Consider the following 20,894-nt stretch of genomic DNA (forward strand, 5'->3'; position numbering starts at 1 on the left):
CTATGGAAAATTATTTTCATTACAAAGCATTGCTTTTGCGTCATGGAAAAATCTGCTCGATATTAAGAAGAGAGATAAGAAGAAGGAAGGTAGGTTCGTGATTTCAGGATGTCTTCGTAGAGCCATTGGTGATTTTCAGTAATAAAACGCTCTGCCCAACGGATATTCACACAGGATGAAAGTTTTTGGAACGATGATTGAGCAGGATCAGGAGAGTCCGGGCAATTGGTTTGAAGAAATGCGCAAATTTCGTTTACCGTTTCTCCTTCATGACCGACAAAATCTTCATACAGAAAAATACGGAAAGGGATTTGAGATTGTTGAATAAACGTCATCCATTCCTTTTCCTGATCAGCAATATGAATAATATTGGCTATGAGTTTATCTGAATCAAACGGCAGCATACGTAATCGATTCAGGTCGTCGTCGTGTGGCGTAATGTTTGTATGAAAAACGCCGGATTCTCGAGCGCGGTAGAGTGAAACGGCCTGAAGCACAATATTGCGCCGAAAAAGCAGCACAATTTTGGCATCAGGAAAAATTGTATTCATGACATTCGCATCGATGAGTTCTTTAACTTGGAGATATGTTGTTTTTATACCCAAAATGCCGTTTTTTGCTTGCTGTTTGGCAAGCTTTGCAATGAGCGTATAAATATCGGTGGCTGGATTTGTTCTCAGGACTTCAGGGAGAAGGAAGGTGTTCAGATATTCGTCGGGGTTTCCGACTTTTTCTGTTTTCATGAGAAGATCACATAAATAGCTACTTCCAGAACGAGGAGTTATGCCAATAATAAAAGGGGTGATGTCATGCAGATATCCCTGCGGAGGGGTAGCATGCACATAGTCAAGAAAGTCAAGTAAAGATGCCATGATATGCCTTACAATCAATGCTTGGACATCGCTGTTGCCATACGACGATACCGGTCATGCAGAAGAAGCGCTTTGGCGTAGCTTGTGGGATCTTGACCGATACGAGTGAGGTGATCGGCCGTATCGCTGTCGGTCTTATTGGAGAGAACCCGCCGTATGGTTTCTGGTCGGACACCACGGAAGTGTACAATGGACACATCCCCATGTTCACTGTGCCCAGGGAGGGTATTTAAGGATTTTGATAACGTATCGTAGGTTGATCCGTAATACGCATTGTATTCTAACTGGGGGGATAATTGGTGGAATGACTGCTCACGTATATGTTCCACTATGGATGCAATAAAGAACGGATGGGTAACAGCCATGTTGGAAACATTAAGAAGCATGACGCCGCTGTTGAATTGCCCGCTGTTTTCTTCGGGTACTGCCGCCAGATATTGTGGGAAAATATCTGTAAAAATAGGGTGTTGTAAAAAAATGATATCAATATCCGTTACAAGAACATATGCATCGTCGTGTTCGATGATGGGGATATCACAACACAACCAGCGGTTTATGAAGCGGTCATGTTGATCGGAAGAGAAATCCTCAAGTTGTTTTTGGAAGATCGGTTTGTGAGTAATGACCACGACACCGCGTTTTTCCAGCCAAGCCGTTGCGGCATTTTTTCCACCGCTGTAGATGCAATGGGGCTTGAGATTTGTATTCTTGAAACACGACATCACCGCGGATTGGATGAGCGGGAAATCCGATATAATTTTATGTTCATTGGTGTAGAAATACCATTTGCGTACTTCACGTCCAAGTGAGGTTGGTTTTTCGTTTTTGGCAAGTTTGTCGGAGAGATTTTTGACCTTACGCGTCGTATGAATCACATCATTCTTGTATTTAAGCGCAAGCTCGCAAATAGAACGGTTTGTTTGCAGAATCGCGACAAGATGATCCACGAGAGGATGGGCAAGCAGGTTGCGGTGAATGTAGAGTGAATCTTTCCACAGCGGGAGACGGAATAAACCCGCGCTATTGAGGCGTTGATCGATTTTTTCGAGTATCCCCGGCGGAGTGCTGTGGGAGGCGAGATAGACCATTTTGAGCAAGCAACCGGACTCGAGAATTCCTTCAAGGATATCGTCTTCATCTCCCGGATGTTGGATACATACAAAAAGGCCATTTTCCGGTTCCCCGGTCGAAGACGAGGCATTCGGTAATAGGAATTCTTTTGTTTCGATACGGTGAAAGGGTTCCGGACGGACCGTTATTTCAGAAATATTTTCAATGCAGAAAATATGTTTCCACGTTGATGAAATACGTAACAATTTGGCGAACTGGAAAACGAAAACCGAGGCTGGCTGACGAGCTGAGCCGAAAGGTAACCCTTGGATACAACGCAATGCGTTGCCATTCCCGACCATATTGGCGAGGGCGGTAAATTTCTCCTGAGCGTATGCGAGTTCGTCAGGATCGCATGAGAGGATATTCCCTGGAAGTTTGTGTGTCGTGACCAGGGCTGTGGTGACGTTGGCGATTTCTGGATAACTTGGACCTATAACAACAAATGCATCTGAAGAGTCGATTGTTGTTTCGATCAAGCTGAACAGGGCATGACGTTCTACAGTTTGGGGATGCACGGAACTCACATTACCGTCTCTATAGCGATCTCGGCCAGTTTGCCGGAAGTCCGGAGTATAGAGATTTTCTTGCTTATGGCAAGGAAGGCCTTGTGTGTATTCCGTGCATTTTTCTCAAAGGCTCTACAAAGAAGTCAGTGCCTTTTTGATGGCCTCCTCATCATCACCAACGACTACGATTTGGTTAATGATGATCGTTGGGAAGGTGAGTTGCGGATTGTGCTTACGTACTTCGTTCATGCGCTTGTTTCGATCATCTCCGGCAAGTCGATCGACATAAATGACGTCGAATGGATGATTCATGGACTCAATAATTGCTTTGGCGTTCGCACAATGCGTACATGTGGACAACCCATACATGAGAATGGATTTCGTGGACACGGCTCAACCCCCTCGTCTGTGTTGCAGAGTTATTGCGGTGATGGGGGAGGGGTTCAACAGCGATGCTGAATTTTTTTAGAGATGCAAAGTGTACCATGCATAGCCCAATGTATGGTGGGTACACACTGTCGGCAGAAATATTAAGTGACTAACAGCATTTTTTCTTCACGCTGTCAAATAGATTCATGATGATTCTGAGGAAAGAGTCTATACATATATGGAGGTAAATTTCGATGAATTTACCTCCATATCTCTAAGAATATTTCACGTGGTATGAGATGTGCAATTCGCCATTATGAGGATACGTAATGGCATCCGATATTTTGCTTATTTCGCGCGGCAGATACAGCCACGAGATAGGCTGAGTAGGAGCCGTGAAACAGCTCAATCAGGGGTTTTGACATCGGTGTACGCTTGTAGAATTCGACGAGGTGAGCATTGAGGCTTTTCAAATCGCTCACAGCGCGCTGAAGTCGTTGGTCGGTTCGTGTGATGCCGGCGTAGTTCCACATGGTACTCCGAATGGTTGCCCAGTCTTGAGCGATGAGAGCCGGATCTTCGTTTCTATCGTGTCCTGGCGAACTCCAATCCGGGATGGACTGAACGAGTCGCTTATCGGCTTGTTTGCGGCGTTTGAGAAGGCCGAGAATGCTTTCCCCAGCGGATTTTCCCCAGAGAACGCCTTCAAGCAATGAAGTACTGGCCAGCCGGTTCGCTCCATGGACACCGGTGCAGGAACACTCCCCGACTGCATAGAGACGACTGACCGTTGTCTTACCGGATACGTCGCAAAGGACACCGCCACAATGATAATGGGCCGCCGGAACAACGGGTATAGGTTCGCGTGTGATGTCGATACCGATTTTTTTGCACCCATTGTAGACGGTTGGAAACCGCGTCGGGAGATCATGCGGCACGGTTGAACAGTCGAGAAAGACACAATCTTCACCGCTGCTGTGCAGTTCATCCACGATACCACGGGATACGATATCACGCGGAGCGAGTTCTCCTCGTCGATCGTAGCGGTGCATGAATTGCTCGCCACGACTATTGATAAGTCGAGCGCCTTCGCCGCGCATGGCTTCGGTGATAAGAAAGCGGCGTTTGGCTTTGTAATAAAGCGACGTGGGGTGGAATTGGACATATTCCATGTTCATGATGCGCGCTCCGGCGCGATGAGCCATGGTCAGGGCAGAGCCGACACAACATTCCGCGTTGGTCGTGTGCTGGTATATCCGTCCGAGGCCACCAGTTGCCAGCACGGTGTAGTTGGCCAAAATGGTTTCAACTTGACCGGAATAGCTATTATAAACGTATGCACCGAGGCATTGATTATCGATATTGTATTGAAATTGGAGGTTGGAGGTATGGTGTTGGCTCGTGATGAGGTCGACGGCCATGCGACCAGTCAAAACCCGTATATTGGGTGAGTTCGCAACAGCCCGTACAAACCCATCCATGATGGATCGACCGGTATGGTCGGCGCAGTGGGCAACGCGGTAAATGCTGTGGCCGCCTTCTCGGGTCAGGTCGTAGTGTCCATCTTTTTGAGCAAAACCAATTCTTAAGCGCTCAATGAGTAATTCATCCACCGCTTTAGGGCCGAATCGGGAAAGGTGACTGACAGCGCGATTGGAGTTGTGGTTCCATCCCGCTTTCGTAACGTCTTTTTGAAGAAGCTTGGGCGAATCGTCGGGACCGGTGTAGACAATACCACCTTGAGCGTACGCTGTATTCCCGTCGTCGATTCCATTACCGGCACAGAGCAAAATGACGTCAAAACCATTGTCGGCAAGTGTAAGTGCGCAACTTGAACCAGCAATTCCCGAACCAATGACAAGAGCCTGACAAAGTAGGCGTGAGTCTCCCATGGTCAAAATCCACCTGTTGCGTCATGTTGCTCGAATGGATCACTACCTCTCAAGGCAGATGGTCCTGGTCCACATCGCTTCGCCGGTGAACTGCTTTTCGGCGTGACGATGACCAAAGCCGTTTGCTCTCCTGAGAGTAAAGAATCACCGACAAAGGACGCTCTTTCTTACAGGAGATAATACGGAGATTTTGAATACGTTCTCAACCACCTCCGATAGGTGGAAAAAGGCCGATGCTGTCTCCGTCGGCTAAGTGATCTTCGGGTTTGGCATGGAGTCCATTGCGAAAAATGAGTTTGACTTCTTTGGCGTCGACACCGGTCGCCGTCATAAGTTCATCAATGGTTGTTCCATCAGGCATATCCACCGGAGCAGCCGGTGTCAGGTCCAACAACGTTGCGTAGCATTTTAGCGTGATTTTCATGAAAAAACAGGCTCCGAAAAAATACCACAAGCGATTTTTCCACTACAGGCTGCAGGGCCACCAATACAAACACGATTGTCGTCAATACGCGTTACACTTGCCACGTGTGCATTCATAAGCAAATCCAACGCATTACTTAACTCTACATCGAATGATTTTGCTGTAGACCCGCACAAAGTTTGGATCAAGTCGACTGGGCTGGAAAAGCCACCCCGAAACACCGCAAGGACTCCGTGGAGCCAGTTCGCAAGGCCATTTCGGTCTAAAAGCAAACGGTCTTTGGGATCAAGGGATTGGCCGAGACGTTTGCCAAGAGCGGCACATACATCCTCGTTGGGTTCGACAAGACATGATTGCTTGCGTTCATCAATAAGCAAGCGGTCGATAAGGCGAGTCATATAGTGATATCGTTTTCCAGCAATATCGATACGGCCAGCGGAAAGACGGGTCAAGCTGTTTTGTACGCGATTGCGGCCAGCTTTATCGTTGCGTCGTTTCAAGCTGTGCAATAGTGCTCCCATATCAATTTGGACATGACCACGTCGGCTTCTGATCATTTGTCGGGCAATGTAGAGCAGCACATCAAGATCGAATTGATCAAAACTGTATCCGGAAAAATAAAGGCGTTTTTTGGACGAAAGGCAGGCAAGTGGTTTGTCAGTAACAAATTCCCGCTTGCCATCATAGGCGGCACGAAAAAGGTCGGCGACGAGATAAAGAGCTGGCTTTTGATGTCTGAACCCTGGGCGATGGTCCATATCAAAATAGAACATATTCAGGTTTGCCAGTGGCGTTTGCGCTGCAGGGGGAGCAGTCGCATCCGAGGGGCTATCAAACAGAAACATAATGCAATCCCCTTGTCATAGAAGTGTTGTCTTTTTGCCGTAAAAGCCTAGCAAATCATGGGCGATCTTTGGATTCCTTCTGAGTTATTTTGGGGTACTTCCAGATCAAAACATGATTGCCAGATCGACAATAGTTTCAGTGATCAAACCCTTGTATTGCCCCTTCGTCAAGCCCCTTTTCAAAAATTATGCACTCTTTTGAAAATTATTGTTCAACAATGGTTAATTTCACACTTCCAGGAAAAGAATCCACCGTCTCAACGAGCTGTTCCCGTGTCGTGATCATCGTGTCTTTGCGAAATTTGGTTCGGTCAAAAAAAGAGTTGGATTGGCGATTGAGGAAGGTGATGAATTCGTCTGGTTGGATATAAATGCCGTAACGAAGGAATGTTCCAGCGAGTTCCCTTGCAAGGAAATTAAATAGCCGTACCCGTATTCGGCTTTGCTTGATCTCAATGGTGTGTTCGTCGCCATGATGGCTTATGGATTCTCGTAGAGAAGCATAATATCCACCGCGTCGCATGGTCGCACCAACGAGTCCGGGCATGGCAGCGGAAAAGGCGAGAGCATCCGTATCATTCAAGTACGTTGTATCGACATCGTCGACGGGCTGCCCATTGAGAAAAATTGTTTGAATGCGAATTTGGGCGTAATCGCCACAGACACCGACTTGCTCGCATAAAAATTCACGGAGAGTACATCCAGTCGTGAAGCTGACAAAGAAGCCGCGTTGAAAGATATCTTCGAAGTCTTGAGGGGTATTGGAGAGAATTTCAATATCAAGGCTGGGTGTATTTTGCATGGCTTCATAGATTTCAGCCGGTTTCGAAGTTGTTTCGAAACCGGCTGAAGAGGTGGAGGTTTTAGAAATTGTAGACCGAATCAAGTTCTTCGTCAGGAACGTCGAACGTGATGTTGTGAGGAGCCAGGGCCTCGCGTTTGAAGTACCGGGGCAGGCGGTCATGTTCTTTGCCCAAACCGGCTTTCTGGTTGAATTCGCGTTCTTTCTTGAGGATGGTCTTGCCGAGTTCGACAACATCATCGGCAGTCATGGACAGACCGTACATGCCGTTGATGGTTTCGATCATAGCGCTGAAGGTATCCTGCTGATCGAGAATGGCGAAGGCGACGAACAGGCAGAAGCCCGTGGCGTCGAGAGCCGCCGTGGCGATTTGCAGGTTGCGAGACAGTTCAGCCTGACCTTCGACAGCATGAGGATCGACATCGCCACCGACTTTGAGGATGTTCGTGGCAATGCAGTACCCGGCAGTGTGGTCAGCACCCATGGTGGTGGTGGCATAGGTGACACCGATGCCTTTAACACCGCGAGGATCGTAAGCAGGCATGGCCTGGCCTTTGACGACCGGAGCATGCTCGAGTCCGAAGCATTTCGCCGTAACAGCGGTACCAGCACCAAGAATGCGGCCCAAGGGAGTGCCTTTGCCGGCTTCATCGACAAGACGGATGGCGCCTTCGGTATCACCGAATTCAATAACACCGGCTTCCATGGCGACACCGATGGTGGCACCCATTTCAATGGTGTCAAATCCGTAGTTGTCATCCATGAAGTCCAGCTTGGCAACGACATCAAGATCATGAATGCCGCAGTTACCACCGTGAGACCAGGTGGTTTCGTATTCAGGCTGTTTGCTCAGGAAGTTGCCGTCTTTGTCGTAGTAGGTGCCTGAACACTGAATGGCGCAGCCTCTGTGGCAACCCAAGGTTGCAGAACCCGGTCCGCCGCGTTCGTTTTCCAGGTTGGCCTGAGCTTCACCGGACAGGTCGGCGTGATCTTTGTAGCGGCCTTCCTTGAAGTTGTAGGTCGGGTAGGCGCCAGCTTCGTTCAAGATGTTGGTCAGGACGTTGGTGCCGAACGTGGGCAGGCCTTGCCCGGTAACGGCGTGGCGTTTCAGGCCTTCGACGAATTCCTTGTTGGACGCCTTGAACTTTTCTTGATCGACGGGTTTGCGTATTTTGGTGCCAGCGGGATCGATAACCAAGGCTTTGATGCCTTTGGATCCCATAACGGCGCCAACACCACCGCGACCGGCATGGCGTGTGGGGCGAAATTCAACGTCGGTGACAGCGATGGTCGAGTTAGCCATCTTCATTTCACCGGCAGTACCGATGGAGATGATGGAAACCTTCTCTCCGTAAACCGGTTTCAGTTTGTCACACAGATCGTAGTTGGGCAGCATTCTCAGAGAATTGTCGACTTTGAATTCGATTTTGTCTTGCCCGATATAGACGAGGTAGAGATCATCGGTTTTGGCTTCGCCTTCGATGATAATAGCGGCGTAACCCAAACGTGCGAGGTATTGGCCAGCCTGACCACCGGCGTTAGCTTCTTTGATACCGCCGGTCAGAGGGCTTTTGCAGCCAAAGGACATACGTCCCGAGGTGCTGGCAGCCGATCCAGCCATAAGGCCAGGAGAAATAACGAGCTTGTTTTCAGGTCCGAGAGCGTGGCAATCCGCAGGAACTTCTGTGGCCACAACAATGCTTGTCATTGCACGACCGCCAAGTCCGGCATAATCGCCCAATTCTTCCGTCGTGGCTTTAGGTCCGCCCTCAGCGCCGACGTCAATTCGAAGAATTTTATCCATTACAGCCTCCTTAAGGTGGGATAATGTGGATGGGTGTTTGCATTTTGTAACAAAAAATAATCGAGTGCAAGATAAATGTGTTGTATTTTGCTGAGAATTGTTAAAATATACAGTTAATTATGCCTGTAAAGTACTATGTCACAAAAGACATAACAACGTAATACATCTTTATTGGTGATAAATAACAGAAAAAAACAATGCAATATGAATGAATTGCATTGTAATAAAAGACAAAAAATGTCGATATGATACGTGTATTTTGAAACTGGTAAGAAAAAAAGAGAAAGAATAAGTGGGTGGTAAGAGCAGATAAAAATGCCCGAACCGACCCCCCTCTAGCGGGCCGGACAATGTTCGTGCCTCCCCCTTGCGCAAACATTGACCATTTGGCCCGCTTCGGCGGGAGCCGGTTGGGGCATTCGTGACGCGACCGCCGACAAATCATCGCGCCACGAAATTTAGTATCAAATAACTTTTAGCTGGAACGTCGACCAAAACCCATGTCCGAATTTTGTCCGACGGCGCAAACCAGAGCATAAATCTCCGGTTTGTGCATATTTCCAGCAGCCCGGGAAGGGCAATCCCTTCCCGGTATGCTTGGAGGACCGCAGGTCTTACAGAGCGGCGGTGTAGATGGCGGTAACGTCCGCGTCTTTGGGGCAGCGCGGGTTGGTCAGACCACAAGCGTCTTTCTGAGCATTGCCGGTCATGGTCGGGATATCTTCGGCCTTGACGTCTTTGCCATAACGCTTGCCAAGTTCGACCAGGCCAGACGGGATACCAACGTCGGCGGACAGCGTTTTGATGGCGTCGAGGCACTTATCAGCGCCTTCGCGTTTGGACAGGCCGGTGAGGTCTTCGCCCATGATTTCAGCCATTTTGCAGAAACGATCAACCTTGGCGATCAAGTTGAATTTTTCAACGTGGGGCAACAGAATGGCGTTGCATTCACCGTGGGGCAGATCGTAGAAGCCGCCCAACTGGTGAGCCATGGCGTGGACGTGGCCCAGGCTGGCGTTGTTGAAGGCCATACCAGCGAGGTACTGAGCGAAGCACATGGCTTCACGGGCTTCGATGTCCTGGCCGTTGGCAACGGCGGGGCGGAGGTACTGGAAGATGAGTTCGATGGCTTTTTCAGCGCAAGCATCGGTCATCGGGTTAGCGATAGTGGAAACATAAGCTTCAACAGCGTGGGTCAGGGCGTCCATACCGGTAGCAGCGGTCAGCGCCGGGGGCATGCCAACCATGAGCAACGGATCGTCCAGGGCGATACCCGGGGTGACGCGCCAGTCAACGATAGCCATTTTAACTTTGCGGGACAGGTCGGTGATGATGCAGAAGCGGGTCATTTCCGAAGCCGTGCCGGCGGTGGTGTTAACGGCCACGTACGGGGGCATGGGTTTGGTGGATTTGTCAACGCCTTCGAAGTCGTGAATTTTGCCGCCGTTAGCAACAACAAGGCCGACGCCTTTGCAGCAGTCATGCGAAGAACCGCCACCGAGGGAAATCAGGCTGTCGCAGCCGTTTTTCTGGTAAGCTTCAACACCAGCGGCGACGTTGGCGTCAGTCGGGTTGGGAATGGTTTCATCGTAAACAACATAGTCCATCTTGGCTTCGTCAAGCAAGTCGGTGATTTGCTTGGCAATGCCGGCACCAACGATACCTTTGTCCGTAACGAGCAGGGGCTTGGAACCGCCCAGGGCGCGAATCTTGCCGGGGATTTCTTTGGAAGCGCCGATGCCGATAAGGGTAACACTCGGGATAAAGAAACCGTAAACCTGTTCACGTACAGCCATAGCACACACTCCGATGGTTTATGAGGTTGATCGAAATACTATCCCCACTCGATACTTAACATGTAGCAACCCAACCCAACGCAGGGTTGCCTTTCTATAGGCAAATGGCGTGCCAAAGTTGTTTTGTTATTTATATCAGTGCGTTAGTTCTTTTTGAGGAAATCGAGATGGGTCGAAAAAGAAAGGGGGCAAAACGACACACTGGGATGGTTCGTTTGGAACACACGAGTCTTTTGCGTTTTTTTTCTTTTTAATTTAGCTAGTTGCAGTTTTAAATCATTTTGACCCATGCGGGGGAGGTGATCGGGTCAAAATGACACTGCATTGATCGGTGAATCTAGTCGACAGAGATGCCGTACTTTTGAATTTTGCGATATAATGTTTTTCGACCAATCCCTAAAGCCTTTGCAGCCTGTGCACGGTTGCCGTCGTAGAAGGATAAAACTTTGCCAATGTGGTCCCGTTCCATGGCATCTATAGATAAAAACGAGTCATTCTCACTATCCATAAAGGCTTGTTCGACGAGTTCTTTGGGGAGAGCGCGATCGGTTATGATGCCGTTATCTGCTAAAATAATGCTCCGTTCTATGACATTGCGTAATTCTCGAACATTGCCCGGCCAGTTGTAATTGAGCAGGCATTGCATCGCTTTGTCCGTTATGGTGCAGCTCGGCAGTGTGCGGCATAATCGGCCGAGAAAGTGCTCGACGAGGAGGGGAACATCTTCCTTGCGTTGGTACAGCGAAGGTATTTCAATATTGAACACGTTAATACGGTGGAACAAGGCTTCATGAAAGCGGCCTTCCTCAACTTCACGACCAAGATTTCGGTTCGTTGCAAAAAGAAAGCGAATATCTGCCGTTCGTTCGTCTTTTTCACCAACACGCCGGTAAGACTTGCTTTCCAGAGCGCGAAGCAGCGATGCTTGTACTTCAAGCGGCAGTTCCCCTATTTCATCGAGAAACAAGGTTCCTTTATGAGCAAACGTCATCAGGCCTTCGCGGTTTTCCGTTGCACCGGTGAACGATCCCTTCGTGTGCCCAAAAAGCTCACTTCGTGCGAGTTCGCGTTGTAACGTTGCGCAGTTTTTGACAATAAGTGGTGCGTCGTTGCGATTGCTGGCTGCATGAATGGAGTTGGCCACCACATCTTTCCCGGCTCCTGAGTCGCCAGTAATCAACACGGGGACGTCGGTTGGGGCGACTTTATCTATGAGAAACCGTATATGTTTGATCGGAGCAGAGTTCCCGATAAGCTTTTGTGTGGGACGCGCGGTTTTTTGTGAGTGCTTGAGGCCACGGTTTTCGCGTTGTAACGCAACGCGTTGATACGCCCGGTCGATGACAAGTTCGAGACGATCGAGTTTAAAAGGTTTGGTTATATAGTCATACACGCCAAGGCGCATGGCTTCCACGGCATTATCGATAGCGCCGTGCCCTGTGATCAGGATAAATTCTGCATCAGCTAAACGCCCTTTAAATTCGACATAAAGATCAAGACCATCTCCGTCGGGAAGGCGGATATCGAGCACGATAATATCGTACTGTTGTTTTTTGACCATTTCACGAGCGGTTGCCGCATCAGGGGCCGTGTCGATGTTGCGCAGGTCGTTAGTGAGCTCCTTTTGGAGGAGTTTTAGAATGGGAAGTTCGTCATCAACGACAAGGACTTGATAGCGATTAACCATGGTTGCGCTCCGGTTTGAGCGGCAGGGTGACAATAAAGCGTGAGCCTCGACCTATTTCACTATCTACCGAGATATCGCCCTGGTGTTCTTTAACGATATTGTAGCAGGTGGAGAGACCGATGCCGATGCCCTTGCCGACAGGTTTGGTTGTAAAAAAGGGGTCGAAAAGCTTGTCTCGATTGGCTGATGGAATACCGCAGCCAGTATCTTCCACTTCAATAAGAACTTTGTCCAAACCAAGAGGACTCGTCCGAACCGAAATGACGCCTTTTTGCTTGTGTGCGTCCATGGCGTCGACAGCGTTCGTTAAAAGGTTGAGCAATACCTGCTTGAGTTGGGGCTCGTCGCCTTCGATGTGGGGAAGGCCATAGTAGAGTTGGGTATCGACAATGATTCCAGTTTTCCGCTTGAGGTGATAGTGCAGAATCTTCAGTGTTTCCCGCACCATATTATTAACATCCACAACGCAGAATTGGGATGAGACAGGGTGGCCGAAATGGAGCAGAGTGCGTACGATGTCACGACAACGCCGACATTCCTTGATGATGGTTTCGGTGTAGTCGCGGAAATCTTCGGCTAGAGACTCGGGAACATGGGTTTCAATTGTCGCAAGTCGTCGCTGAATGCCTTCGGCATAGCCGGAAATGGCCGCGAGAGGGTTGTTGACCTCATGTGCCACGCCAGTAGCCAACACTCCGATAGTCGCCATCTTTTCAGCCTGATAATATTTGGCCTGATATTCTTTTTCCATGGTGACATCGCGTTTGAAAATCAACACGCGGTGTTTGGGCCACTGTGGATTTTTCAGTGGTGAAGCCACCATTTCGAACTGCATATTTCGGCCAGCAATGCGGAATATGGCGGTTTCTTTACTGACAACGTTTTCTTTGAGTGAGCGAAACGCCGGGCATTCTTCGCATGGTTCATCGGACTGTCGAAAATATGAATAACAGTACTGTCCAATAGGGTTCCCTTTCCCGAACAAGTCATGGAAGACGTGATTAACAGAAATAATTTTGAGATCTTCATCTAAAACCATCATGACATCGGTAATACCGTCAAGAATGGCCCCGATTTCACGTCGACGATTTTCTGATTCGGTATTCGATCCCTTAAGTTCCTCAATTTTTTGACGTAATTCTTCGAAATATCCAAGTTTGGAATGTTCGATGCCAATGAGATCATAGAGGGTTGGGGAAGGAGTTGCTTCCATTACCAGACCTCCTCGCAAATCCCCATGAGATCGTCGCAATAAGCGGATCTGGGGTTTGTAAGTTGACACGCGTCACGCGTTGCCATGGAACAAATTTTTTCCAGGGGAGTGCGGTCGGGTAACAAATCACGCAACCGCAAGGGGGTATCCATTTCAGCAAACAGCTCTTCCAGACGATCAATACCGGCCAATGCTGCCCGTTCATCGGCACATACTCGTGGTCCGATGACAATACGGCCGATATCACCAAGTTTTTTGGGGTTGGCAGCCAGGTTATATCGCATCACAGCAGGCAACAATACTGGGTGAACCATGCCGTGGAGGACGTCGTACATTCCACCTAAAGAGTGAGCCAAAGCGTGGAGGGTTCCTAATCCTGCATTGGAAAAGGACATGCCGGCGGCAGCCGATGCGGTGCTGAGTTCTTCCAGAGCCGCTTGGTCGCGGTCGCGGACAGCCGGCAGAATGTTTTTAATGAAAAGTCGCATAGCTAAGAGCGCTTGAGATTCAGTGAACGGCGATGCCAGCGGAGAAAGGTAGGACTCGACGGCATGAGCAAACGCGTCAATCGCTGAAGCCGTGATGAGGCTGCGACTTTTTGTCAACAACAGGTCCGGATCGGTGATGGAAATATTCGGTACGAGTGAACGCGAAATAATAGACATTTTCACCTGGCGCTCGACATCGGTAATAATGCAATATTGAGAGATATCGGAACCTGAACCAGCTGTTGACGGAATAAAAATCATGGGCGGCAAAGGCCGCATGATGCGGTTGGCCCCTTCATAATCGCTAATTTTGCCTCCATTCCCTGCAATGGTGGCGATCCCTTTCGCAGCGTCCATAGGGCTGCCACCGCCAAGTGCAACGATGACGTCGAGCTTTTCTTGCAAATACAGTTTTGCTCCTTTGTGCACTTGATGGTCACGAGGGTTGGAGCTCACATCATTGAAATAAACACAGTCGAGTCTGTCATCTTCAAGAATTTGGCGCACTTGATCTACCCATCCTGAAGATTCCAAGCCGTTGTCACTGACGAGAAGAATACGTTGGGCTCCGAGCCGTCTTGCACACTGGGCGAGGTATTTGATGCTGCCGTGTCCGAAAATGATATCTGGAATAGCGAATTTAGTAATGAGCATGAAGGTCTCCTTATGGAACCGAATAGGTATTCTTCTCCAGGGCGCAAGATCGTATACAGCAACACCGGTACACACTGACCGAGCCGGCAACTCGACGAAGGCAATAGTATGCCAGTAAAAATTGGCTAGCCGTGTTCATCGAAAACACGTATGGGGGGAGGCCGCAGCGGCGAAAAAAGACCGTTTGCGGCGAGGTATCGGCGTGAGAAAGCGATTCGATGTATTCTGGCGAAACAGTTTGAACGAATGTTCCGAGGTGAAACGACGAGCTGCTCAAGGAGTTCTTGGAGCTGCGTTTTTTTCCACCGTCGGAGTCGGCGCATTCACGTTCGCTTTGTCCGCCAACGCCGAGTCAGCTGGATTTTCTCCTGCCTGGCTCGGTCTTGCTTTTTCCGGGTATTTTCTTGCCCGGCTCATCCTGGCGCCTTTGGCCGGCTATGCTGCCGACCGTATCGGTTCCATGCCACTTCTCTTGGCAGCAACGGGCGCAGGAGCCATTATCCCCATAATCTACTCCATTTTTCCGGCAAACGAAACCCTTGGTGTCATACAGATTTGCCTGGGGTTCTGTTCGGGTATTGTCAAACCCGTCAGCATGTCCCTTTTAGGGGAATGCGTCTCCAAAAAGCATCGCGGTCGTGTGTTCGGGGCGTATAATACCTGCTTGTACGCCGCATTTGTCGTTGGCCCACTTGCGGGGGGGCTGGCCACCAATATTCATGGTGGCATTGGACTCTTGACGCTGCTTTGGCCGAGTATGGGGATGGGCCTGACGTTCATTCTTTTCCTTCGTGCCCGAATCGTCTCTTCGGCATCTGTGACTCGAGCCGAAAAAGCAAAAAACGGACCACCTTGGCACGATTTAGCATTTCTGGCGTTGCTTTTTGCTGTGCTCGGGCGAACCATGGGGGCGTCCGTTGTGACCACGTTTTTGCCCCAATTGATAAACGATCGCTTCGGTTTAAGCGGTATTCTTGCCGGTGTTCTTTTCGTTTTGCCTAACATTGTTATTATTTTAGGCATGCCGGTAACGAGTCAATGGGCCGATATACGTGATAAAACTGGGCTAACCTTTCTCGGTATGGGCTTGTGTGCAGCCTGTTTATTCGGTTTTGGTCAATCCGTTCCCTTATGGGGCTTTATTGGCTTGTCGGTTACCATGGGCCTCGGGTCGGCATTGTCTCTTCCCGCTTCCATGTCGTTGGCTTCAAACATGGGGGCTGCCAAAGGGAGCATTATGGGCGTTTTCCTCGGGGCATCAAATCTTGGCTTTGTTTTAGGACCGAGCCTCGCCGGATTTGCAGCCGATTATGGAGGAATTGCCGACGCTTTTGAGTTGGCTGCATTATTTGGTGGCCTGTTTCTCTTGCCGACAATGCTTGTTATGGCCAAAAAATCTCAAGAGAGTTAACACCCATGAGATTTTTAAGAGTTTGAGTCAATTGGAGAGGAGTATACTCAATTGGGTCAGAATGATACAAGTGAGTTTTTAAAGTATTTTTTAATGTATACGTAGTGAAGGAGGGACTGTTGATTCTTTTACGTGAAAAGCTTGGAATATAAGTAGATTCGTAGGTATTGATCTTCGTAGAATTTTTGTTTCATGTTGTTTCGATATGAGAAAGTTTTCACTAACTCTTGACGTGTCAGTACTTTACAGGTACGTCAAAAAGACCCAACGCAAAATACCCCGTGCGTTCTTTCCCACTCGTCCGAATTACTCGAATTCGGAGCGCATGGTACAATGAGCTATTCCAGCCCAACCCGTCCAGGCCACGCTTTGGCACGAATGCCGAAGCGTGCTGTTTTCGTTGCACCCAAATCAAAGCCCGTTACGTCAATAACCCGTAGGGACAAGGTGTATTTTCCATGATAAAACTTAAGAAAGGACTCGACATTCCTATCTCGGGCGAGCCCGTTACGGATTTCTTCGAGGGAAATCCGCCACGGACCGTGGCCGTGCTCGGTGGCGACTATGTCGGTTTGAAACCGACGATGCTCGTTGCCGTTGGCGATACGGTTAAGCTCGGCCAACCGATCTTTGCTGATAAGAAGATCGAAGGTGTCGTTTTTACGGCTCCGGGAGCCGGCAAGGTCGTTGCTATCAATCGCGGTGATCGCCGGATTTTACAGTCCGTGGTCATCGAACTCGACGATTCAGTCGGAGCCATAGAGTTTCCGGCATATGAGTCGGACAAATTGCTTGGCCTCGATCGCCAGGATGTCGCCGATACCCTCGTAAAGTCGGGTATGTGGACCGCATTGCGTACGCGCCCCTTCAGCAAAACTCCTGCTCTGGGCTCGGTTCCACATTCCATCTTTGTCACGGCGATGGATACCAATCCATTGTCCGCCAATCCAGAAAACATTATCTGGCAGGACTCTGAAGCCTGGCAAGATGGTCTTCGGGTTCTTACCCGCCTGACCGATGGTGACGTCCATGTGTGCGCCGCCGACTGCTGCAACCTGCCGCTCATTCAAGAAGTTAAGATCCAGGTTTTCTCCGGCCCCCATCCGGCGGGTCTGGCTGGAACCCACATTCACTTCATCGATCCGGTTGGCCCCGGTAAGGCCGTCTGGCATCTGGGCTATCAAGATGTCATTGCGATCGGCAAGCTCTTCACAACGGGCACATTGTCGACCGATCGGTTTGTCTCTCTGGCTGGTCCTATGGTTGAGCGTCCCCGCATCATCAAGACTCGATTGGGTGCGAGTCTGACGGATGTACTGGCTGGAGAGCTCAAAAAAGGCGATGCCCGTGCGATTTCCGGTTCGGTTATTTGCGGTAGCAAGGCAGAAGGTCCGTTGGCTTTTCTTGGCCGTTTCCACAACCAGATTTCCGTTGTCGTCGAAGGCGGCAATCGTGACCTTCTGGGATGGATGATGCCAGGTAAAGACAAGTATTCGTCCAAGCCCGTGTTTTTGTCTGCCTGCCTCAAGGAAAAACGTTTTGCTATGAACACGCTTTTAGGTGGTAGCCACCGGGCAATTTTTCCGACAGGTGCGTTTGACGAGGTTATGCCGCTGGACATCCTGCCCACCTACCTGGTGCGTGCACTGGCCGTTATGGACACGGATGAAGCCCAGGCCCTCGGCTGCCTGGAACTCGATGAGGAAGATCTCGCCCTGTTGTCCTTCGTGGACTGCGGCAAGAATGATTTCGGCCCCATGTTGCGCGAAGTCCTCACCCTTATCGAGAAGGAAGGATAAGGCCTTATGAGAACCTTGCTTGATAAAATACACAGCGCCGTCACCGGAGACGGGAAGTACAAAAAGTACTATCCGCTCTACGAGATGGTGGACACCTTTCTGTACGCTCCTGGTGATACGAGTTCTGGAGCGACCCATGTCCGCGATGCCATCGACCTGAAACGCGTTATGATTACCGTGGTGTTTGCCCTTATTCCTTGTTTCTACATGGCTATGTGGAACACGGGATATCAGGCCAATGCCGCACTGGCCGCTATGGGACTCGATACGGGTACCGGCTGGCGCTGGGGCGTGATGCACATCTTTGGCCTTGCAGCCAATCCGGAAAACTTTGCGTCGAATATCATTTTGGGCGCATTGTACTTCTTCCCCATTTATATTGTCTGCAACATCGCAGGTGGTTTCTGGGAAGCGCTTTTCTCTGTCATCCGTAAACATGAAATCAACGAAGGCTTCCTCGTCACGGGGTCGCTTATTCCTCTTATCGTGCCACCACACATTCCGTTGTGGCAGATCGCCCTGGCCACCAGCTTTGGTGTGGTTATCGGGAAGGAAATCTTCGGGGGTACCGGGAAGAACATTCTTAACCCGGCCCTTTTGACTCGTGCCTTCCTGTTCTTCGCCTATCCCAGTGCGATTTCCGGAAACAGTGTCTGGGTCGCCGTTGATGGCTACTCCGGTGCAACGCCGTTGTCGCTTGCTGCTGAAGGCGGCATCAATGCCGTGACAGCGAAATACTCCTGGTGGGATTGTTTTATCGGTACCATTCCGGGGTCCCTCGGCGAAACGTCGACTTTGGCTTGCCTTATTGGTGCTGTTGTACTCATCGTAACTGGTATCGCTTCTTGGCGTATTATGGTTTCCATCCTTGCCGGCGCTTTTGCCATAGCCATTGTTTTGAATGGCGTGGGGAGCGCGACCAACCCCATGATGTCGGTGAGCCCGTTGTGGCACCTTGTCATGGGTGGTCTTGCTTTCGGCATGGTTTACATGGCGACCGACCCAGTATCTTCCTCAATGACGCCCAAAGGACAATACTATTATGGGGCGCTTATCGGGGTTATGATTATCCTGATACGCACGGTCAACCCGGCCTACCCCGAAGGCGTCATGCTGGCGATTCTCTTCGGCAACGTGTTCGCTCCGATCATCGACTACTTTGTCATGCAGGCGAATATCAAGCGTAGGATGGTGCGCAGTGTCTAACGATTCCACGAAAAAAGTATTCGTTGTGGCGTTTTCCCTGTGCCTTGTCTGCTCGCTGCTCGTGTCTGCTGCAGCCGTAGGCCTGAAACCGATCCAGGAAGAAAACAAAGTTCTGGAGCGCAAGGAAAACATTCTCAAAGCCGCAGGCATCTATAAAGAAGATGTGGCTATTGATGATCTCTACAAACAAATTGAACCGAAAGTTGTCGACCTGGCCACGGGTGAGTACGTGGACATGGATGCGGTCGCCTATGATCAGCGCAAAGCTGCAAAAGATCCGGCAATGAATGTCAAAATTGCTGGTGAAGACGATCAGGCTGGCATTGGACAGCGTGCCAAGTATGCCAGTGTCTATCTGCTCAAAGACGGCGATAAGATTAAACGTATTGTATTGCCCATCCATGGCAAGGGCTTGTGGTCCACGATGTACGGGTTCATCGCTCTTGCTCCGGATTTCACGACAATCAAAAACTTCGGTTTTTATGAACACGGTGAGACTCCGGGTCTGGGTGGCGAAGTTGATAATCCGAACTGGAAAGCTCTCTGGATAGACAAGAAGGCCTATAATGATAAGGGCGAGCCTGTCATTACAGTCATCAAGGGTACGGTGAGCCCCGACAGCCCCAAAGCCAGTTATGAGATTGATGGGTTGGCCGGTGCTACACTGACAGCCCGCGGTGTCACCAACCTGGTCCAATACTGGCTGGGTATGGGCGGTTTCGAACCCTACCTCAAGCGACTCGCGGCCGAGGGAGGTAAGCAAAATGGCTAAATTCAAGGAAGTCCTGCTTAAACCGCTTGTTGTGGATAACCCCATTGCTGTTCAGATCCTCGGGATTTGTTCTGCTTTGGCTGTTACCACCAAGCTCGAAACGGCGTTTGTGATGAGCTTGGCCGTTATCTTCGTAACAGCTGCGTCTAACGCCTCGGTCAGCGCCATCCGGAAGCATATCCCATCGAGTATTCGTATCATCGTCATGATGACCATCATCGCGACGTTGGTTATCATCGTTGACCAGTTCCTCAAGGCGTTTGCATACGGGATCAGCAAGCAGTTGTCCGTTTTTGTCGGTCTCATCATCACCAACTGCATCGTTATGGGTCGTGCGGAAGCCTTTGCCATGCAAAACGATCCTAAACTGAGCCTTGCCGATGGTATCGGTAACGGTTTGGGATACGGCCTTGTTCTTGTAACGGTCGCCTTTTTGCGTGAGTTTTTTGGCTCGGGCAAAGTGTTCGGCTTAAGCATTCTCAAGCTGACCTCCGAAGGTGGTTGGTATGAGCCCAACGGTCTCATGCTTTTACCGCCGAGCGCCTTCTTCATCATCGGGCTCCTTATTTGGTCCGTGAATATCTATGAAAAACGGAAGAGTAAGCGCTAAGCGAAGGAGTGAATCGTGGAACACTTAATCAATATATTCGTTAAATCGATTTTTATCGAAAACATGGCCCTGGCCTTCTTCCTGGGCATGTGCACCTACTTGGCAGTGTCCAAGAAGGTTGCCACTGCCCTGGGACTTGGCGTTGCCGTTGTCGTCGTTATGACGATTACGGTCCCGGTCAATAACCTGTTGTACAACTTCTTCCTGCGTGAAGGTGCCTTGGCCTGGGCCGGATTTCCCAATACCGACCTGACCTTTGTTGGCCTGATTTCATATATCGGCGTTATCGCGGCGCTCGTCCAGATTCTGGAAATGACCCTCGATAAATATGTGCCTTCGCTGTACAACGCGTTGGGCATCTTTCTGCCGCTGATTACTGTTAACTGCGCCATCTTGGGTGCCTCGCTCTTTATGGTTGAGCGAGACTACAACTTCGCCGAATCCGTGACCTTTGGTTTCGGTTCGGGTGTAGGTTGGGCACTGGCCATTGTTGTCTTGGCCGGTATTCGCGAAAAAATGAAGTACTCGGATGTTCCGCCTGAACTCGACGGACTTGGCATCACATTTATTGTGGTTGGCCTCATGTCGTTTGGGTTCCTGTCGTTTTCCGGCATCCAGATGTAGGTGCTTC

Annotated in this window: 18 protein-coding genes; 6 read left to right on the forward strand and 12 right to left on the reverse strand. The window is 49.8% G+C overall.

All coding sequences use genetic code 11. From position 1 onward, the window contains the following. Positions 1 to 62: 62 nt before the first annotated feature. The 12 genes from G451_RS0102580 to G451_RS0102635 form a co-directional block, all read right to left on the reverse strand. Complete coding sequence (locus G451_RS0102580) at positions 63 to 872, reverse strand: Stf0 family sulfotransferase (protein ID WP_027183044.1); 810 nt, start codon at positions 870 to 872, stop codon at positions 63 to 65. 14 nt (positions 873 to 886) lie between these two features. After that, positions 887 to 2,509, reverse strand: a complete 1,623-nt coding sequence (locus tag G451_RS0102585; RefSeq protein ID WP_027183045.1) for a hypothetical protein — start codon at positions 2,507 to 2,509, stop codon at positions 887 to 889. Between the two features lie 114 nt (positions 2,510 to 2,623). After that, positions 2,624 to 2,881, reverse strand: a complete 258-nt coding sequence (locus G451_RS0102590; RefSeq protein WP_027183046.1) for a glutaredoxin family protein — start codon at positions 2,879 to 2,881, stop codon at positions 2,624 to 2,626. A 293-nt stretch (positions 2,882 to 3,174) separates the two neighbouring features. Beyond that, positions 3,175 to 4,752, reverse strand: a complete 1,578-nt coding sequence (nadB, locus tag G451_RS0102595) for an L-aspartate oxidase (protein ID WP_027183047.1) — start codon at positions 4,750 to 4,752, stop codon at positions 3,175 to 3,177. A gap of 202 nt (positions 4,753 to 4,954) precedes the next feature. Then, positions 4,955 to 5,176, reverse strand: a complete 222-nt coding sequence (locus G451_RS0102600; RefSeq protein WP_027183048.1) for a MoaD/ThiS family protein — start codon at positions 5,174 to 5,176, stop codon at positions 4,955 to 4,957. Next, positions 5,173 to 6,021 (reverse strand): hypothetical protein, encoded by an 849-nt coding sequence (locus tag G451_RS0102605; RefSeq protein WP_027183049.1) that lies wholly within the window; start codon positions 6,019 to 6,021, stop codon positions 5,173 to 5,175. The genes G451_RS0102600 and G451_RS0102605 overlap by 4 nt, the downstream gene beginning before the upstream one ends. A 205-nt stretch (positions 6,022 to 6,226) precedes the next feature. Further along, positions 6,227 to 6,907 carry a hypothetical protein gene (locus tag G451_RS32160; protein WP_051261059.1) on the reverse strand — a complete coding sequence of 227 codons (681 nt, stop codon included), beginning with the start codon at positions 6,905 to 6,907 and terminating at the stop codon, positions 6,227 to 6,229. Then, the gene (locus G451_RS0102615) at positions 6,885 to 8,627 is read right to left on the reverse strand and encodes an aldehyde ferredoxin oxidoreductase C-terminal domain-containing protein (RefSeq protein WP_027183050.1); all 1,743 of its coding nucleotides are present in this window, start codon (positions 8,625 to 8,627) and stop codon (positions 6,885 to 6,887) included. The genes G451_RS32160 and G451_RS0102615 overlap by 23 nt, the downstream gene beginning before the upstream one ends. A 614-nt stretch (positions 8,628 to 9,241) precedes the next feature. Continuing rightward, complete coding sequence (locus G451_RS0102620; protein WP_027183051.1) at positions 9,242 to 10,423, reverse strand: iron-containing alcohol dehydrogenase; 1,182 nt, start codon at positions 10,421 to 10,423, stop codon at positions 9,242 to 9,244. A 337-nt stretch (positions 10,424 to 10,760) separates the two neighbouring features. Beyond that, complete coding sequence (locus G451_RS0102625) at positions 10,761 to 12,110, reverse strand: sigma-54-dependent transcriptional regulator (RefSeq protein ID WP_027183052.1); 1,350 nt, start codon at positions 12,108 to 12,110, stop codon at positions 10,761 to 10,763. After that, the gene (locus G451_RS0102630; protein WP_027183053.1) at positions 12,103 to 13,323 is read right to left on the reverse strand and encodes a two-component system sensor histidine kinase NtrB; all 1,221 of its coding nucleotides are present in this window, start codon (positions 13,321 to 13,323) and stop codon (positions 12,103 to 12,105) included. The genes G451_RS0102625 and G451_RS0102630 overlap by 8 nt, the downstream gene beginning before the upstream one ends. Beyond that, on the reverse strand, positions 13,323 to 14,465 hold the full coding sequence (locus tag G451_RS0102635; RefSeq protein ID WP_027183054.1) for an iron-containing alcohol dehydrogenase: 1,143 nt from the start codon (positions 14,463 to 14,465) through the stop codon (positions 13,323 to 13,325). Before G451_RS0102635 ends, G451_RS0102630 begins: the two co-directional genes overlap by 1 nt. A 202-nt stretch (positions 14,466 to 14,667) precedes the next feature. On the opposite strand from G451_RS0102635, the gene G451_RS0102640 reads away from it, so the two are divergent. The 6 genes from G451_RS0102640 to nqrE all read left to right on the forward strand — a co-directional run bounded on the left by G451_RS0102640 (position 14,668) and on the right by nqrE (position 20,887). Further along, positions 14,668 to 15,876 carry an MFS transporter gene (locus G451_RS0102640; protein WP_169727808.1) on the forward strand — a complete coding sequence of 403 codons (1,209 nt, stop codon included), beginning with the start codon at positions 14,668 to 14,670 and terminating at the stop codon, positions 15,874 to 15,876. 458 nt (positions 15,877 to 16,334) lie between these two features. Continuing rightward, the gene (locus G451_RS0102645) at positions 16,335 to 17,675 is read left to right on the forward strand and encodes a Na(+)-translocating NADH-quinone reductase subunit A (RefSeq protein ID WP_027183056.1); all 1,341 of its coding nucleotides are present in this window, start codon (positions 16,335 to 16,337) and stop codon (positions 17,673 to 17,675) included. A 6-nt stretch (positions 17,676 to 17,681) separates the two neighbouring features. After that, positions 17,682 to 18,881 carry an NADH:ubiquinone reductase (Na(+)-transporting) subunit B gene (locus G451_RS0102650; protein ID WP_034640498.1) on the forward strand — a complete coding sequence of 400 codons (1,200 nt, stop codon included), beginning with the start codon at positions 17,682 to 17,684 and terminating at the stop codon, positions 18,879 to 18,881. Further along, a complete protein-coding gene (locus G451_RS0102655) occupies positions 18,874 to 19,653 on the forward strand; it encodes a Na(+)-translocating NADH-quinone reductase subunit C (RefSeq protein ID WP_084448325.1) in 780 nt (259 codons plus the stop codon). The genes G451_RS0102650 and G451_RS0102655 overlap by 8 nt, the downstream gene beginning before the upstream one ends. Beyond that, a complete protein-coding gene (locus tag G451_RS0102660; protein WP_027183058.1) occupies positions 19,646 to 20,263 on the forward strand; it encodes an NADH:ubiquinone reductase (Na(+)-transporting) subunit D in 618 nt (205 codons plus the stop codon). The genes G451_RS0102655 and G451_RS0102660 overlap by 8 nt, the downstream gene beginning before the upstream one ends. Positions 20,264 to 20,278: 15 nt before the next feature. Beyond that, the gene (nqrE, locus tag G451_RS0102665; protein WP_027183059.1) at positions 20,279 to 20,887 is read left to right on the forward strand and encodes an NADH:ubiquinone reductase (Na(+)-transporting) subunit E; all 609 of its coding nucleotides are present in this window, start codon (positions 20,279 to 20,281) and stop codon (positions 20,885 to 20,887) included. The last annotated feature ends 7 nt before the right edge of the window (positions 20,888 to 20,894 follow it).

Source organism: Desulfovibrio inopinatus DSM 10711 (assembly GCF_000429305.1).
Classification (GTDB): Bacteria; Desulfobacterota; Desulfovibrionia; order Desulfovibrionales; family Desulfovibrionaceae; genus Alteridesulfovibrio; species Alteridesulfovibrio inopinatus.

Bases quoted from the DNA above. Each gene is read 5' to 3' on its own strand.
- nadB (WP_027183047.1), bottom strand. From the start codon at position 4,752: ATGGGAGACTCACGCCTACTTTGTCAGGCTCTTGTCATTGGTTCGGGA.
- G451_RS0102615 (WP_027183050.1), bottom strand. From the start codon at position 8,627: ATGGATAAAATTCTTCGAATTGACGTCGGCGCTGAGGGCGGACCTAAA.
- G451_RS0102600 (WP_027183048.1), bottom strand. From the start codon at position 5,176: ATGAAAATCACGCTAAAATGCTACGCAACGTTGTTGGACCTGACACCG.
- G451_RS0102605 (WP_027183049.1), bottom strand. From the start codon at position 6,021: ATGTTTCTGTTTGATAGCCCCTCGGATGCGACTGCTCCCCCTGCAGCG.
- G451_RS0102635 (WP_027183054.1), bottom strand. From the start codon at position 14,465: ATGCTCATTACTAAATTCGCTATTCCAGATATCATTTTCGGACACGGC.
- G451_RS0102645 (WP_027183056.1), top strand. From the start codon at position 16,335: ATGATAAAACTTAAGAAAGGACTCGACATTCCTATCTCGGGCGAGCCC.
- G451_RS0102620 (WP_027183051.1), bottom strand. From the start codon at position 10,423: ATGGCTGTACGTGAACAGGTTTACGGTTTCTTTATCCCGAGTGTTACC.
- G451_RS0102630 (WP_027183053.1), bottom strand. From the start codon at position 13,323: ATGGAAGCAACTCCTTCCCCAACCCTCTATGATCTCATTGGCATCGAA.
- G451_RS0102625 (WP_027183052.1), bottom strand. From the start codon at position 12,110: ATGGTTAATCGCTATCAAGTCCTTGTCGTTGATGACGAACTTCCCATT.
- G451_RS0102650 (WP_034640498.1), top strand. From the start codon at position 17,682: ATGAGAACCTTGCTTGATAAAATACACAGCGCCGTCACCGGAGACGGG.
- G451_RS0102660 (WP_027183058.1), top strand. From the start codon at position 19,646: ATGGCTAAATTCAAGGAAGTCCTGCTTAAACCGCTTGTTGTGGATAAC.
- G451_RS0102580 (WP_027183044.1), bottom strand. From the start codon at position 872: ATGGCATCTTTACTTGACTTTCTTGACTATGTGCATGCTACCCCTCCG.